The sequence below is a fragment of the Spirochaetota bacterium genome, from assembly GCA_026414805.1.
GTDB lineage: Bacteria > Spirochaetota > UBA4802 > UBA4802 > UB4802 > UBA4802.
Genome location: JAOAIH010000005.1, coordinates 60,563 through 75,961 on the forward strand (window position 1 = coordinate 60,563; position 15,399 = coordinate 75,961).

Annotated in this window: 16 protein-coding genes and 1 pseudogene; 2 read left to right on the forward strand and 15 right to left on the reverse strand. The window is 29.8% G+C overall.

The window, feature by feature from the left end; all coding sequences use genetic code 11:
- The first annotated feature begins 1 nt into the window (after nucleotide 1).
- Both N3F66_02190 and N3F66_02195 read left to right on the forward strand, forming a co-directional pair.
- Complete coding sequence (locus tag N3F66_02190; GenBank protein MCX8122959.1) at nucleotides 2–730, forward strand: pyridoxine 5'-phosphate synthase; 729 nt, start codon at nucleotides 2–4, stop codon at nucleotides 728–730.
- Between the two features lie 299 nt (nucleotides 731–1,029).
- Nucleotides 1,030–1,416 (forward strand): hypothetical protein, encoded by a 387-nt coding sequence (locus N3F66_02195; protein MCX8122960.1) that lies wholly within the window; start codon nucleotides 1,030–1,032, stop codon nucleotides 1,414–1,416.
- A gap of 53 nt (nucleotides 1,417–1,469) precedes the next feature.
- On the opposite strand, the gene ispH is transcribed toward N3F66_02195, so the two are convergent.
- From ispH to N3F66_02270, 15 genes and pseudogenes are all read right to left on the reverse strand, one after another.
- Nucleotides 1,470–3,215, reverse strand: coding sequence for a 4-hydroxy-3-methylbut-2-enyl diphosphate reductase (ispH, locus tag N3F66_02200; protein MCX8122961.1), 1,746 nt, complete (start codon nucleotides 3,213–3,215; stop codon nucleotides 1,470–1,472).
- Between the two features lie 11 nt (nucleotides 3,216–3,226).
- Nucleotides 3,227–4,066, reverse strand: coding sequence for a type II secretion system protein GspN (gspN, locus tag N3F66_02205; protein ID MCX8122962.1), 840 nt, complete (start codon nucleotides 4,064–4,066; stop codon nucleotides 3,227–3,229).
- Nucleotides 4,067–4,083: 17 nt separating this feature from the next.
- On the reverse strand, nucleotides 4,084–4,602 hold the full coding sequence (locus N3F66_02210; protein ID MCX8122963.1) for a hypothetical protein: 519 nt from the start codon (nucleotides 4,600–4,602) through the stop codon (nucleotides 4,084–4,086).
- A 3-nt stretch (nucleotides 4,603–4,605) separates the two neighbouring features.
- A complete protein-coding gene (gene pilM, locus N3F66_02215) occupies nucleotides 4,606–6,237 on the reverse strand; it encodes a pilus assembly protein PilM (protein MCX8122964.1) in 1,632 nt (543 codons plus the stop codon).
- A gap of 16 nt (nucleotides 6,238–6,253) precedes the next feature.
- Nucleotides 6,254–7,330: a general secretion pathway protein GspK gene (locus N3F66_02220; GenBank protein MCX8122965.1), complete on the reverse strand. Its 1,077-nt coding sequence runs from the start codon at nucleotides 7,328–7,330 to the stop codon at nucleotides 6,254–6,256.
- A gap of 86 nt (nucleotides 7,331–7,416) precedes the next feature.
- The gene (locus N3F66_02225) at nucleotides 7,417–8,091 is read right to left on the reverse strand and encodes a prepilin-type N-terminal cleavage/methylation domain-containing protein (GenBank protein MCX8122966.1); all 675 of its coding nucleotides are present in this window, start codon (nucleotides 8,089–8,091) and stop codon (nucleotides 7,417–7,419) included.
- Nucleotide 8,092: 1 nt separating this feature from the next.
- Nucleotides 8,093–8,470, reverse strand: a complete 378-nt coding sequence (gspI, locus tag N3F66_02230) for a type II secretion system minor pseudopilin GspI (protein MCX8122967.1) — start codon at nucleotides 8,468–8,470, stop codon at nucleotides 8,093–8,095.
- Nucleotides 8,454–8,777 carry a hypothetical protein gene (locus N3F66_02235; GenBank protein ID MCX8122968.1) on the reverse strand — a complete coding sequence of 108 codons (324 nt, stop codon included), beginning with the start codon at nucleotides 8,775–8,777 and terminating at the stop codon, nucleotides 8,454–8,456. The genes gspI and N3F66_02235 overlap by 17 nt, the downstream gene beginning before the upstream one ends.
- A gap of 162 nt (nucleotides 8,778–8,939) precedes the next feature.
- Nucleotides 8,940–9,023: pseudogene (locus tag N3F66_02240) on the reverse strand (prepilin-type N-terminal cleavage/methylation domain-containing protein).
- 11 nt (nucleotides 9,024–9,034) lie between these two features.
- Nucleotides 9,035–9,484: a type II secretion system major pseudopilin GspG gene (gspG, locus tag N3F66_02245; GenBank protein ID MCX8122969.1), complete on the reverse strand. Its 450-nt coding sequence runs from the start codon at nucleotides 9,482–9,484 to the stop codon at nucleotides 9,035–9,037.
- Nucleotides 9,485–9,554: 70 nt separating this feature from the next.
- On the reverse strand, nucleotides 9,555–10,805 hold the full coding sequence (locus N3F66_02250) for a type II secretion system F family protein (protein MCX8122970.1): 1,251 nt from the start codon (nucleotides 10,803–10,805) through the stop codon (nucleotides 9,555–9,557).
- Between the two features lie 3 nt (nucleotides 10,806–10,808).
- Nucleotides 10,809–12,509: a type II secretion system ATPase GspE gene (gene gspE, locus N3F66_02255; protein MCX8122971.1), complete on the reverse strand. Its 1,701-nt coding sequence runs from the start codon at nucleotides 12,507–12,509 to the stop codon at nucleotides 10,809–10,811.
- 2 nt (nucleotides 12,510–12,511) lie between these two features.
- Complete coding sequence (locus N3F66_02260; GenBank protein MCX8122972.1) at nucleotides 12,512–13,780, reverse strand: hypothetical protein; 1,269 nt, start codon at nucleotides 13,778–13,780, stop codon at nucleotides 12,512–12,514.
- 81 nt (nucleotides 13,781–13,861) lie between these two features.
- On the reverse strand, nucleotides 13,862–14,380 hold the full coding sequence (locus N3F66_02265; protein ID MCX8122973.1) for a hypothetical protein: 519 nt from the start codon (nucleotides 14,378–14,380) through the stop codon (nucleotides 13,862–13,864).
- A 44-nt stretch (nucleotides 14,381–14,424) separates the two neighbouring features.
- Nucleotides 14,425–15,261 (reverse strand): hypothetical protein, encoded by an 837-nt coding sequence (locus N3F66_02270; protein MCX8122974.1) that lies wholly within the window; start codon nucleotides 15,259–15,261, stop codon nucleotides 14,425–14,427.
- Nucleotides 15,262–15,399 lie beyond the last annotated feature (138 nt).

Sequence of the window (15,399 nt, forward strand, 5' to 3'; positions counted from 1 at the left end):
GATGGCTCACGTCCAATTATGTGTAAATGTTGATCATATAGCAACATTGCGTCAGGCACGAGGTGGTAAAGAACCTGATCCAATACAAGGGGCTATTATTTGTGAAGAAAATGGTGCAGCAGGTATAACAGTTCATTTGCGTGAAGACAGACGTCATATACAAGATTATGATGTTTTTGCATTACGCTCAGTGGTTAAAGGGAAGTTTAACCTGGAAATGGCATTGTCCGATGAAATCATTGCAATCGCATTGAAAGCAAAACCTGACCAAATTACTCTGGTTCCAGAAAAAAGAAAGGAGATAACAACCGAAGGTGGACTTGATGTTAAAAAAAATTTTAAAAGAATTTGTGAGATAGTGTCTCTTTTTCACAATGAAAATATTTTAGTTTCCTTGTTTATTGAACCAGAGGAGGAAGCTGTAAAGCTTTCAAAGGAGACTGGTGCAGATTTTATAGAATTACATACTGGTACCTATTGCAATGCTAGAGATAGTCAAATTATTGAAATGGAAAAAAAGAGGCTATTTGATGCAGCAAAAATTGCAACATCCATAGGCATAAGGGTAAATGCTGGTCATGGTTTGAATTATATTAATACAGCTCCTATTCTTAATATGCCCGGATTGGAAGAATTAAATATTGGACATTCAATAATATCCCGTTCTATTTTTACTGGATTAGCTAATGCAGTAAGTGAAATGGTCAAAATTATTTCTGAAAGGCGATAAATTTTTTGTTTAATTTAAAAGTTGACAAATATAGTTATGAAACTTGCAGTATAAAAATTGTTTAATAATTATATTTGTATAAATTATAGATTAGTATAAGGTTATTATGATAGGAAATTTAATAAGAATTATTTTTTTCTTTTTTATTATATATTTTTTTATTCATGTAATTAAATATATAATAAAAATTATTACCACTCAATCACAAAATATTAGTGGAAAAAACAATGATTATACGTATCATGAACAACAAAGAAAAACTAATAAAGTAATAGAATTAGACAAAGATGATTACAAAGTTGAATAAAAGTATATTTCTTTTATTTATTTTTTTGCTTATACTTTATTGTTCAAAAGCAACAGGGACATTTGCATTTAAAAATAGTAATGATGACCGATACATTATCAAAGATGAATTGTGTGAATTTAATCACGATGAGAAAATAGATTGGTCTTTTTGCTTTGCGAAATTATCAAAGCAAAAAAAAATTGGAGTAGTTATATTAAAAAAAGAGAAGGTATGGATAGATATTTACTCTTTTTATGACAATGTTTCAAAAAATAAACCATGTATTTATGGAAATATTCAAAATTATGAAGAGGGCAGATACAAAATAGTAATAGTAGATAGCGGGAATACAATAGCTGAAAAAGAATTTGTAATTTATAATGAAAATAATGAATAGTTAAATTATAGTTTGATATATATTGCAGTTTTATAAATTATTTCATAAATAATTTAAGTATTTAACAATATTATCAAACACAAGATAATAAATAATAAAAAATTACAATCAGTTAATATTTCATATTTTAAAGATATAAAATATTTAAGATTAATAATTTTATAGAAAAGAAAATTGTAAAAAACTATGTTAATAATAAATACTATATACATTATATTATAGAGTAATGCCAGATAAAATATCGATACCATTGATATTATTGATAATATATAAAATATAAATTTAGCTTTCTTAAGACCTAATATAATTGGTATTGTGATATTGCCTATAATAAGATCTCCACTAAATCCAATAAAATCTAATAATAGATTTCTTGAAATAATAAGAAAAGATAGAAATAATATCAACGAGATGATGAAATACGTATTTAATTGATCTTTATTATTTTGATAGGCATTGAGTAGTGGTATTATTAAAGTGATTGTTATCCATCCAATGTTAGCAGGAATTGATTTAATAGAATATATTGTTTGAATAAAAGATGGTAAATATTTCTTTATAAAAAATTGCATATAGCTTGTAGAATATACCATTCCTGTAAATAATATAATGTAATACAAAATTATACTAACATAGTCATTAATTAAAAAAGTAATAATCATTGAAAATAAAATTAAAGCAACAGTTGCAGTTAAAATAACAAAATGGTTATTTTTATGTAGCTTATATTTAAATGGGTTAGTTATTTTAAGAGTGTCTTTAAGGAAGTAGTTGTTTATTGCATACATTAAAAATATAAAAGATGCTGAAAGCAATGGGAATTTGTATGATGACCATATTCCTAATATTTCTTCCAACAACAGGGACATAAAAAAACTAGCAATTGAGGAAAGCAAATTTAATCTTGTTGCTATTTCCAAAAAACGCATTAGCACATGCTTTATTGGGCTTTCGTATTTGTTTGATATTGAATACAATTTTTCCAACACATTATTAATAATCCATCCTGGAGTTGATGCTCCAGCTGTAACAAGAACATATTTTGAATTCATAAAATCTTCATCATGCAAATCATCTTCAGTTTCGATATGGAATGTTTTTATGTTGCTATTTTTACCTATTTTTGCAAGCCTTTGGGTATTTGCTGAATTTTTACCACCAACAACAACCAATGTATCTATGCCTTCTTTTATTGCATTAATTACATCACTTTGTCTATTATGGGTGGAATCACAAATAGTATTAAATATTAAAAGATTATCATATTTGCTTTTTAAAATTTGAGTAATTTTTTCAAATAAGTTTTCATCAAATGTTGTTTGTGCTACTACAATATATTTAATTGCTTTTGGAATTTTATCTATATCATCGGTACTGGATATTACAACTACACCTGCATCCGTATAACTCTTAACACTTTCAACTTCAGCATGGTGGTCATCGCCAATAATAATTGCAAAATAACCTTCTTTGGAATATTTTTTAACAATTCCCTGAACACGAGCAACTCTTGGACAGGTTAAATTTATAATTCTAGATGCCTTTTCCTTTAAAATCCTCAAGGATTCTTTAGGCATGCCATGAGTACGAATAGCAACTATTTTATTATTTATATTGCCAAAAGAATCAATGGTGATAAGACCACGTGATTGCAAAATAGAAACTGTTTGGGGATTGTGAATAAGTGGCCCTAAAATATAAATAGATTCTTCGCTGTGATTTATTTCATTCACTATATCAAGGACAGCCTTGCGCACTCCCATGCAAAAACCAGTGTTTTCAGCAACTTTTATTTTCATACTATCGCTTTTTATTGGGTAACAATATTAGGATTACCTATAGTACCCATTATTTTTATTATGATGTTTTTTGTACCAGATTTTGTCATAGATTCTAATAATACTTTATAATCTTCTAGAATTTTTGATTGCGAGTCAATCTGTATTGTTATATTCAGTGAAGAATTTTGAAAGTAATTAGACAATGTTATTGTTCCATATGCATTGCCTCTGATGTCTGAGCCAGAAAATAGAAGGTATTTTAGATTGATAATATTCCCTTTCTCAAATACAAGATGCAATTTAATTTGTGTTATAGCTATATCAGGTATTTCAAAACCTTGCAACGTTATACCTTTTATAGATACATCATTCAATGTTGAAATTATATTGCCATCTTCTGGATAAGGCATCTTTTGGTTAAATTTAAGATCATAAAGAAGATCAGCATTTGTTTTTATTTGTATTTTTTCACCAATAAAATTAAGGTTATTTGCTTTTATTGTTCCATCATAATGTCGTGTTATAAATAGTGAAATTGGATTTATTGTAAAATTAAATGAAACATTCTGTAAAGTGATTTCTGAACCATTTTTAAGTTCAATTGTTACATCTTCAGCCAAAGAGTCGGTTATAGTATGTATTTTTAATTTACCTATTGATATATAATTAGCTATATTTTGTTCAACTGCCTTGATTTGATTTTGTATTATAATTTCATATGGGAAAGTAAAAAAAACAAAAAGTATTACCATTACTACTGAAAAAATAAAATATTGCCAGAAGTATGGTACAGTAACTATCTCTTTTAAAAAACCAAATAATCTATCATAATATTTTTTTAATATAATTTTATAGTTGTCTAAATTCATGACTTTTATCCAGAAAATTATTGTAGCGTATAACTTTCTATTTTCAAATTTACATCATATAGATTAGGTGATTTATATGATTTATTAATTCTGAGATAGCTAATATTGACAAGCTTATTAGAACTTTCAATTTCATAAATAAATCGTATAAGCGATTGAATTGATACTCCATCCAACTTCATATCTGTAGTTATCCGTATATATTTATTTTGAACATTTGTTTGATTCCTTCTGGAGTAGGCTATGTTTTTGGCAATATTGCTGTTTTGAGCCCACTGTTCAATCATAGTACTTATATTTTCAGAATCACTTTTTAAAAGTGACATATATTGATTTCGCTTTGTTTCAAGTTCTTTATAATTGTTATATATTCTATCGAGTTGTTCTATTTTTTGTTTATCGGATACTATTACAGTATCTGAAGAAGAGAAAAATTTCATTAAAGGTATAAATATAAAGTTATACCCTATTATGAGAATTAATATTGAAAGAAGAATTTTTAATAATAATTTTTCTCTGTTAGAAAGCTTTAGCATTAATTATTCCTCGTTAGTTGTAGTTTGACGTTTTGGTTTATTTGATTTAAATTTTATGGTCATTGAAAATTTAACATTATTTTGTGTAACATTTGTATTAAATACAACTGATTCAAACTTTTGAGTTTGTACTAATCGGTTTTTGAATTCATCGATTTTTGCAGTAGAATTTATTGTTCCATCTAATCTTATGATACTTTCATTGATAACCAAGTTATTTAAATCAAAATTTGCATCATAAGGAAAATTTGACACTAATAAATTTAGAATCTCAATCATTTTATCTTCAATTTTAAGAAAAGATTCTATGCTATCTAATTCGCGTTTTATGGTTGTATAACGGTTTGTTGCTTCTTTAATAGGATCATCGGGGACAATATTTGTCACAAAATAGCGCTTGTATCTTTCTTCAAGAATACGGTTATAATATGCTGATGAAGATATTTGATAAATCAATGATATAATTATAAACAAAATAAAAAAAACTATACTTAATGAACCATAAAACAAAGCAATGTAGAAATTTTTTTTAGATTTTTGTGAAAGTGATAGTTGGAATTCGTCCTTTAATAGGTTTATTGTTTTTTGTTTTGTCCTATTTATATAGTCAATGAGAGTTCCAAATGCAATATAAAACTGTGACTGAATTTCAGTATCATTTGTTTGACTGATCAGATTCTGCATTACTACTGGTATTTGCAATTGTTGTGATAATATTGAGCTTAAACCTGTAAGCAATGCACCACCACCTGAAACGATAATTCGTTGTAATGAAAAATTTTCATATTTCTGAGTTTCAGAATTAATAAATAATACTATATCATTTATTAACAAAGATATTTCATTCTGAATATCGTTGAAAACTGTTTTAAATTTTTGTTGTGATACATTTAATTTTTTGTGTAATCCATAATGAATATTATTTTCAAAAGATGAAAAATCAAAAGAATAATGTGCTATAAATTTGCTCAATCCTGAATATTCAGTTTGCAACTTTTTTAAGTGATACTCAATATTTTTAACACCAAATAAAATACATCGGGTTGCACATAATTTATTGTCGATAACCAAATTTATTAATGATTTTTCATATCCAATATTTAATTGAATTACTGATTCATTCTGTACAGTATTAAAATAATTGTATGTATTAAAGAGTGAGTTGAACTCTGCTCCAAGAAACTCAATATTCAGGTTATATTTAGCAAAAACTTCTATTATTTGCTGTACAAATGTCTTTTGAGTAACAACCGCAATTACATCCATACCTTCCGCCAACTGTATTTGAATGGGTTGGAAGTCAAATATAACTTTATCCATTTCAAGTGGTATAGAGTCGGCAATTTCATATCCTATTACTTCAGATATTTGGCTTATGTTTCTGAAAGGGAAATTAAAGGTGTAAAAAAATAATCTGTTTGAAGGAAGAGTGGAAATTATTGTATAACCAGTTAAATCATTTTCAGAAAGTATCTTTTCAATTGCATTGCTGATTCTTTCAAGTTTATCTTCTATTGAAAAGTTAAGATCTTCAATAATCAGGGATTCAACCTGGAAATTTTTGAAACCAGTTTTTGCTTTTATACATTTTATTGAAGATGAACCTAAATCAAAAACTGCGATATTCTCGAACAAAGTAAACCTCCAGTTTTTATTCTTCTGCCCAATTTATAATTTGTTTTCGTTCACGGTGGTAATAGGCTATAATATTTAATGATGTTGTACCTACTTTGCCAACAGATTTTATTTTAAAAATATAAGAACGAACAGTTAATAGATTTTTCCTTACATTTTCATCAGTTATGATATCACTAATTTCATCAACGTTTTTAAATGGTTTTTGTAATCTTCTTCGTATTATTTCTGTCACTTTATCATCGGTCATGGCTTCTGTCAACGCCGATAATACTCTGAAACTAGCAGTATTAATATTTATTTTATTAATGTCATTTAAATAATCACTGCGTTCGCCATTAACTCTGAAATAATGAAACAATGCCCTGTTTTTCTCTTTACCTATTTTTATTAATGATATATCTTTTGAAACTTCAATTTTAGTACTCCCGGTTAAAGATTCAATAACATTCTGTAATCCTTTATTGTTGTCTACAAGATTGCCTTCCAAACCATAATTACCTCCACCTAATCCATAAAATATCATTGGTGAGATACCTTTTACAAGGAGTAATTCGGTTATGGTATCAAGACTTGAATTTTTTGCTTTATATGGCTTGGATAAATTTTGATAATAATCAGAAGATTCCGCTCCATATGGGGAACGAGCATCATCAATATCCACCCAGTCTAAAATACAGTCAGCAAGGTCAAGGGGTAACCCCATATTTATAAAAAAACGCTGGGTGATAACATAATATGGTGTTTGGTCTACAAATTCATTAGCCAAAACACTGAGATTTATTTTTGAATTTTCATCTTCAATAAATAATTGGAGACTCCCATTCTCTAATGGTATTTCAGGGAGAGGTAATGCCCATATATCTTTATATGAATCTACATTAGGGTCGGTTTCAATATCACCACTTAAAAAATTAGCAATTGAGCCTCTTTTATCTGCTTCCAGTAATTCAATTGCTAAATTTATTCCTGAACGGGCTATCCAGTACGCTTTCTGCCTGTTTGTAAACGTTTGTAGATATCGAGTATTAGTTTGAGCCAAAATTAAAAATTCTGAAGAAATTGATATAATTGCTGCAATTATTATTAACACTATTATTAAAACATAACCCTTTGAACTGTAGCTATAAAAAAATCTAGCGGATATTTTTTTTAATTTTGGTAACATTGATACAATAACTATCTGCTTAAATTAATATAGGATATAAATACAAAATTTTCATCATTCCCATTTGGATTTTTAACTATCAGTGTTGTCTTCACTGCATTAGGGAACCGTCGATACTCTCGTGAGTCCCATTTATTAGTAAATTTTTGGGCAATGCCAAATTCAAATTTACAGTCAACAACATTAGCTAATATAGCAGAGCTATCGCCACCATTAAGTGGATCTTCATCGTACATAACATCAGATCTTCTCATCAAGTAATAGAGATAGTTGCCATTTTTATCAGGTTGTTCCATTTGTTTAAGATAATAGCCAACTTCAAAAACATCAGTAATAGGGGTTGATGTAGATATTTTACCTGATATAGCATTCTCTACTGAATTGATAGTAACAAAATCAACTTTGCCTAAACTTTTATCGCCGTATTCATTTGTTCCTATAAAAAATAGTTTTTCTTTATATCGATCAAAATACGCACATGAAAAATCACGGTTCATTTTGTAAATTGCTAAATTTACCTCTTCATAAAAAAGAGCAGTTTTTGATAAACTATTTACTGATTGAATAATTGAATGGTGAGTAGTATATACCAAAAGTAAAATTATAGATGAAACTGCTGTTGCCACCAGAATTTCAATAAGAGTAAATCCTTTATTATCTGTTTGTAAATATTGTATAAAATTCATATTATCGCTTTTGGTAAATATATGATATGCTGTATGAACGTTGCTGTTGTCTCTCAATCCACTTCACAGTAATGACAACCTTATATGCGTCTATAGGGCCAATCATCGCATTTTCATAGCGAGTAATTGTCCTTGAAAAACTGAATCCAGGGTACTCCGATACCGGTTCATCTTCCAAGTCAGGACCGCGTTGGTTATCTATTAAAAATTTATTCATCTGACTTTGGGCTATAAGCATGGCAATAGTTAAATTTTTATTTTTAGTAATGCCCAAAATTCCAGATGACACTGCACTCATGATACCTAACATTGCGATTGATAAAATTGCTATAGCTACAAGTATTTCAATTAATGTAAATCCTTTATTGGATATCTTCATAGGTAGAAAAACCCTTCAAAACTTTTGGAGTTTTTAAATATGGATTGATGATCACTGACCATTCATCTGATTCATTTACTAGTATATGCATGATAGCACCAGTTGACCAACCAGAAGAGTATATTGGAATTATAACATTTCCAGTTGTATAACGAGAGCCGTCAGGCAGTAGAATTTCTTTAATGGCAAAAGAGTCAGGGAATTCACGATATTTTAACAATTTATTTGGATTATCAATAAATTCATTTGTACTACTGAGGACTGCAACTGAAATACCGTTTGAGCGTTCAAATATAGAATTTGACATCTCGAGAATCTCATTCTCCCTATTCTGACAATGGATGATTATAAAATTAGTTCTGTTATTTATGAAAGAATCATCAAATGTTTTAGTAATTATCGTACTTAAAATCAAAAAATTATCTCGAGATGATGAAAGATAATTTGTGATACGTGGTATAACCACTATTGATAAAATAGAAAAAACCGCAATAACTACAATCAACTCAATTAGGGTAAACCCATCATTATTTGTTTTGAGACATTTTATCATACCATAGGAATTTATTGCCAGCTTGTTATATCAGCATCAAAACCACTACCGCCTTCTTTCCCATCAGCACCATAGCTCATTATCTCGTAGTCATTACCATGGGTTCCTGGACAATTATACACATAGGGATTACCCCATGGGTCATTAGGAATCTTTTTTTTATCCATATATCCTTTTGGATTATAGTTTTGAGGAATGGGATCAGTAGTTGGTTTTTCAATTAGAGCCTGAAGGCCCTGTTCAGTTGTTGGATAGTTACCATTATCAAGATAATAATGATCCAGAGCCATTGAAAAAGCAGCAATCTGCTGACGTGCAGCTTCAACCTTTGCTTTTTGCGGAATATCCATAAATCGTGGGACTATGACTATTGATAGAATTGCAATAATTGTAATGACAATAAGTAATTCTATGAGCGTAAATCCCCTGGAATTGTTAATAATGTCATGTATCTTTTTCATAAAAATTAGTATTTTACTAAGTTTCATATATAACCTCCATTGAAAATATTTTACCATTAAATAATTTGAATTATTTAACAATCAAATTCATTTCAAAAATTGGTAATAATACTGATATAACAATAAGTCCAATTACAAATCCCATACAAACAATAATTATTGGTTCAATAAGGCTTGTCATGCTGTTTATGGATAATTCAATCTCGTTTTCATATATTTTGCCAATATTTAGTAGCATTTCATCTACCGTATCGCTTGATTCACCTGCTGCAATCATGCCAATGATATATTGTGGCAGGAATTTTTCTTTTGATAATGCATTTGAAATTGAAGAACCTTCCTGAATCATTCTTGCTGCTTTATGTATCTTTTCTTCAACGATTACATTTCGCATTAATCGTTGTACAATCTCAAGTGATTTGATAACATCAACTCTGTTTGATAATAACACTCCCAAATTATATGTAAATCTGTGTATCAATACTTTTTTATACAATGAATTTATTAATGGTAATTTAAGCTTCAATTCATCAATTTTTCTTCTTCCTTCTTCTGTGGCTTTATATCGGTTGTAATAATAAATAGAAAATATTATAATTATAATAATAACGTACCAGAACGAAGTAATAAAATTACTAATACCCATTACTATTTTAGTAGGCAAGGGGAGGTCTTTACCTAATTCCGCAAACATTCTCCCTAACGAAGGTATTATGCTTATCATTAAGAATGCAACAACTGCGATTGCAAATAATATCATAAATGCGGGATACCATAATGCAGATTGAACTTTGCTTTTTAGTAGGTTCTTTTTTTCTTCCAAGTCAGCTAATCTTTCTAAAGCACTGTCAAGTGAACCCAAGCTTTCACCAACCCTGATCATATTTATGTACAATTCATTAAATATATAACCATGTCGTTCAAGTGCATTGGAAAGGGATGAACCTTCTTCAACTTTTGTTTTAACATCAACAACTGCTCTTTTAAATACAGGGTTTTCAATCTGGTCAATTATCGTTGATATTGATGTCAAAAGAGGCATACCAGCTTTTAGCATTGTAGATAATTGACGGGAAAATGTGCTTATTTCTTTTGCGCTTAATTGAAGGCTAATATAATGAGATATCTTATCAATTATATTATTAAATATATTTGTTGTAGTTCTATTGGTCTCAATTTTCTCAGCATCATGCCTGGCTATTTTTACAATATATAATCCATTATTACGCAATCGTTGACGGGCAGCAACTTCAGATGGAGCATCAATAATATCGGCAACGGTTTCTCCCTTACTGGTTAATGCAATGTATTCAAATATCATGACTTAACTAACCCGCAATACTTCTTCTAATGTTGTAATACCTTGAAGAGCTTTTTCTATTCCATCCTGAAGTAGTGTCTTCATACCATTGGCGATTGCTTTTTCTTTAATCTGTACAGCATCAGCATGTTCCATAATTAATTTTCGGATATCATTTGTAATAGGAAGCAGTTCATATATTCCTGTTCTTCCTAAATAACCAGTATTAATACATTTATCACATCCTTTTCCTCTATATAATTTTTTACCTTGTATTTGAGATGATTTTAAACCCAAATCTTTTAACACTACAGGGTCTGGTTTGTATGATTGTTTACAGTAAGGACATATTGTGCGCACCAGGCGTTGAGCTAAAAATGCATTCACGGATGAAGCAATAAGGAACGGCTCAACACCCATATCCAGTAATCTTGTAATCCCGCTGGCAGCATCATTTGTGTGAATTGTTGAAAAAACTCTATGGCCTGTCAATGCAGCCTGTATTGCAATTTCAGCTGTTTCTAGATCCCGAATCTCACCAACCATAATAATATCTGGGTCCTGTCGTAATATTGACCGTAATCCTGCTGCAAATGTAAGTTCAATTTTTGGCTTGACCTGCATTTGACCAACACCATGTAGCTGATATTCAATTGGGTCTTCTACTGTTAAAATATTTACATCTGGAGTATTAAGGCGTGTTAAAACACTATATAAAGTTGTTGTTTTACCGCTTCCTGTAGGTCCAGTAACCAGTATTATACCATGTGTTTTTTTAATTAAATCATTGAAAGTTTTTAATGTTTCCTTACTGAACCCCAAAGAATCTAGGTCAAATTTCATATCACTTTTATTGAGTAATCGCAAAACAATTCGTTCACCAAAGTAAGTTGGGAATACTGATACTCGAATATCAATATCCTTACCTCCAACTTTTAATTGAATTCTTCCATCCTGAGGAAGTCGATTTTCAGCAATATTGAGATTAGCCATAATTTTCACACGTGAAATTATTGCTGCCTGATATTTCTTAGGAGGGGTGAACATATTATATAAAATTCCATCTATTCTGAACCGGATGATCAAATCTTTTTCAAAAGGCTCTATATGTATATCACTTGCCCTGTCTTCAATTGCCTGTTTTATTACAGTATTAACAAGCCGTATAATTGGAGCCTCATTGGCCATGTCCAGGATATCTTCGGTTTCAGTAATAGGTGAGGTGAGTATTTCAAAATCAGTCTCTTCAAGGTTTTCAATCACAGACGTAGTTGAATTATCTTTTAAAAGCTCAAAATGATTATTAATTATCTTTACGATTTCTTTTTCAGTTGATAATACAGGAACAATTTTAAAATTTTCAAAGATAATCTTTATGTTATCTAATGGTTGAATGAGTAAAGGATCACTTATGGCAACTTTAATTGTATTTTTTTTAACAAAATATGGAGCTATTGTATATCGTTTCAAAAATTGAGCTGGTATGACATTAAGAATTTTGTCATTGTCATAAAATTCCAGGTGTTCAACAAACTCCATTGAAAATTGTAAAGCCAAAGCCTTTAATAAATCTATCTCTCCAATTAATCCTTTTTTAATTAATATTTGCCCAATCTTCAGCGGTGTTGTTTGTTGGGTTAAAAGAGCATCCTGAAGATCTTCATTTGATATTATTTTTTTATCAATAAGAATCTGACCTAACTTTTTATTTTTTATCCCTATCATAATCACTCTAATTGCAACCTGCGTTGTTCTTCACGTTTTTGTTCGGTTAATGCATCAATTTTTGATTGTTTCGTGACAATGTGAGGTGTTATGAATACCAATAAATTAGTCTTTTTATATTCAACAACTTTGCGTTTAAAAAACCATCCTAATAAGGGGATATCTCCTAAAATAGGTACTTTGGTTTCTTCAACACTTTTATTGTTAGTTATTAATCCACCAACAACAATAGTTTTACCATCAGCAACATTAATTTTTGTTTTTATGTCACGCTTACCTAATTTGGGAGGAATTACTGATCCTGACTCAAGCACAGTAGTTTGGCCCAAAACCGAATTAACTTCCTGGTATAAATCTAAAGTAATACTGTTTTGTGATGTAATGTGAGGAGTAATCTTGAGTTTTACTCCAACGGATTTATATTCATACGTATAAAATTGAACACCTGTATCACTTATTCGGTTATTGGTTGGCACAGGAATTTCCTCGCCAACATTTATTTCAGCCTCCTGATTGTCGGTTGTTAGTATTTGTGGTGTTGATAAAATGTTGTAATGTTTTTCAGCACCGGTTGCATTGAGTAAAGCAAACCCTAACATAGATTTATCGGATAGATAGCCAATTTGAAATCCAGTTGTTAATGGAACTGCTATTTTCTTTCCAGTCATACCAGATGGAAGTGTATACGAAGGTGGAGTTCCCTGTATGGATGAGCCTCCATAAAGATGTGAACCATATTGATCACCCAACATCCAGTCAATACCAAATCCCCAGCCACTATCTGCAGATACTTCAATTATTAAAGCTTCAATTAAGATCTGTTCACGAACAATATCCAACTGGTCAATGATATTTTTTATCATTTTAAATTCTTCAGGTTTTGCTGTTATAATAAGTGAATTGGTTTCCTTATTTGCTATTATCGATAGTTTCTGTTTATCGGTCATTGCAGCTTTAGCTTGTGCAATTTGCTGTGCTTGCTTGGTTACATCAAGTTGTTGAGACTGATCGCCTTTACTGATTACAGCATATTCAGAGAATGGTATTCGTGATAAAACTGCTGCAAGTTTTTCTGCATCAGCATTTTCAAGATGAACAACATGAATATCTCCTTTGATAGTTTTGTCAATTTCAAGTTCTTGAATTTTTTTATCAAGTGAGGAAGCTATTTTAATCAACCCGTTAATTTCTGATGCTGTACCACTATAAATAATGATATTTAAATCACGATATACAATAATATCAGTATTTGGTGATTTTAATGCTCGCAAAACATTGGCAATTTGTTCTGCATCAGCATTTTTGATTTCCTGTAAATGGGTAATCGTTTGGTCATATGAAGGGACTATTTGTTATTTTGTGGTATCAATAATTACTTCAACATTTTTCTTGATTGCATCTTTAATTGGTAATATTTTTATGAGATTTTCGGATTCTACAACTGCAAATCCCTTTAATTCAAGGATAGCCTTCATTACTTCATATGCATCTTTGATAGGAATTTTTTTAACTGATGAGACTGTAATTTTGCCTCTCACACGTTCATCAATTACTATATTTTTACCAATAAGCTGACTCATTACTTCTATGAATTCTGACAATTCAACATCTTTAAAATTAAGAGTAAAATATTTTTCTTCTTCTTTCTTCTTACCCTTTACTTTTTCTATCTTAATTTCCTGCTTCATTTCTTGTTTTGGTTGGGTTTCTTTTTGTTCTTCTTTAGGAGTTACAATTTCAGCTTGTGGATTCTGCATTTCCTCGGTTTTTTCCTTGGGGACGTTTTCCTGTTGAGCAAATAGAAATGAAATAATCAGTAAGCTCGACATTGATGTAAAAATGATATGATTGAGTATTTTATTTTTTTTCATTGAACCACCAGTTAAGCGTTTTATTTTATTATGGTAAAATCATTTTAATCTGATACATTTAAATCATACGTTATCATCTGGCCTGAGCGTTCAAGTTCAATGACAAAGCGTGAATCAGTTTTTAATGTTTCCCACATCTTCATTAATTTTTCTGTACTATCGATGGTTTGACCATTAATTCTTTTAACAATATCACCACTACGGGCACCCATTGAATATAAAATATTAAAAGGAGCAACAGAAAAAAGCTTGAACCCTTCTATTTTTCCACCAACACGATATGGTCCAGCTCTAACACCATTGAGAGCATTGTCAAGATTGTTTAAAACTTTTTGTTGAATTTCTGATTTGCTAATAGATTTAACTATTCTATTTGGGGAGCTTTGTTGAGTTACTTGCTGTGCCATATTTGAGGTAGAGGATTTCTCTTTAGCAAACATATCTATTATTTCCACTTTTCCATCTTTCTTTAGGTACACTTTTGCATTATCAATCTTAATAAGAGTAAAACCATACACATCCATACCCACTTTATAAATTTTTGCAGAGCTTTCTGTTTGTTTTTTTATCAATGCTCGTGCAATACTAGATGGACCGGAGATAGTACCTAATACTACTAATTCGTTGATTTCACTACTCAATGCAGCAGCTCCTGTATTATCAACAGTAGCTACCTTAAAAAAGTTAGAGTCAAGCATTGATTGATATTCACTAAAACTTTTTAATGAGGTTGATACTGGTTTATACCGTGGATGAACATAACTTTTATAATCTGCCGGTTTAATAAAAAATTTGATGCTTTGATTAATTAACTGCGCAGTAATAAAAGAAAATACAAGTACTGAGATTACATTAATAATATGTATTTGTAGTTTCGTCATTGTGAGTTTTCTTAAAGTCAATTCATAATCACCATAATATTCAGTGATGCAATTTAATAAATGATTCCTTTTTTATTAATGACTTATAGTACATATATTTACATTGATAATTAAGTGTAATTCACTATACTTTTAGTA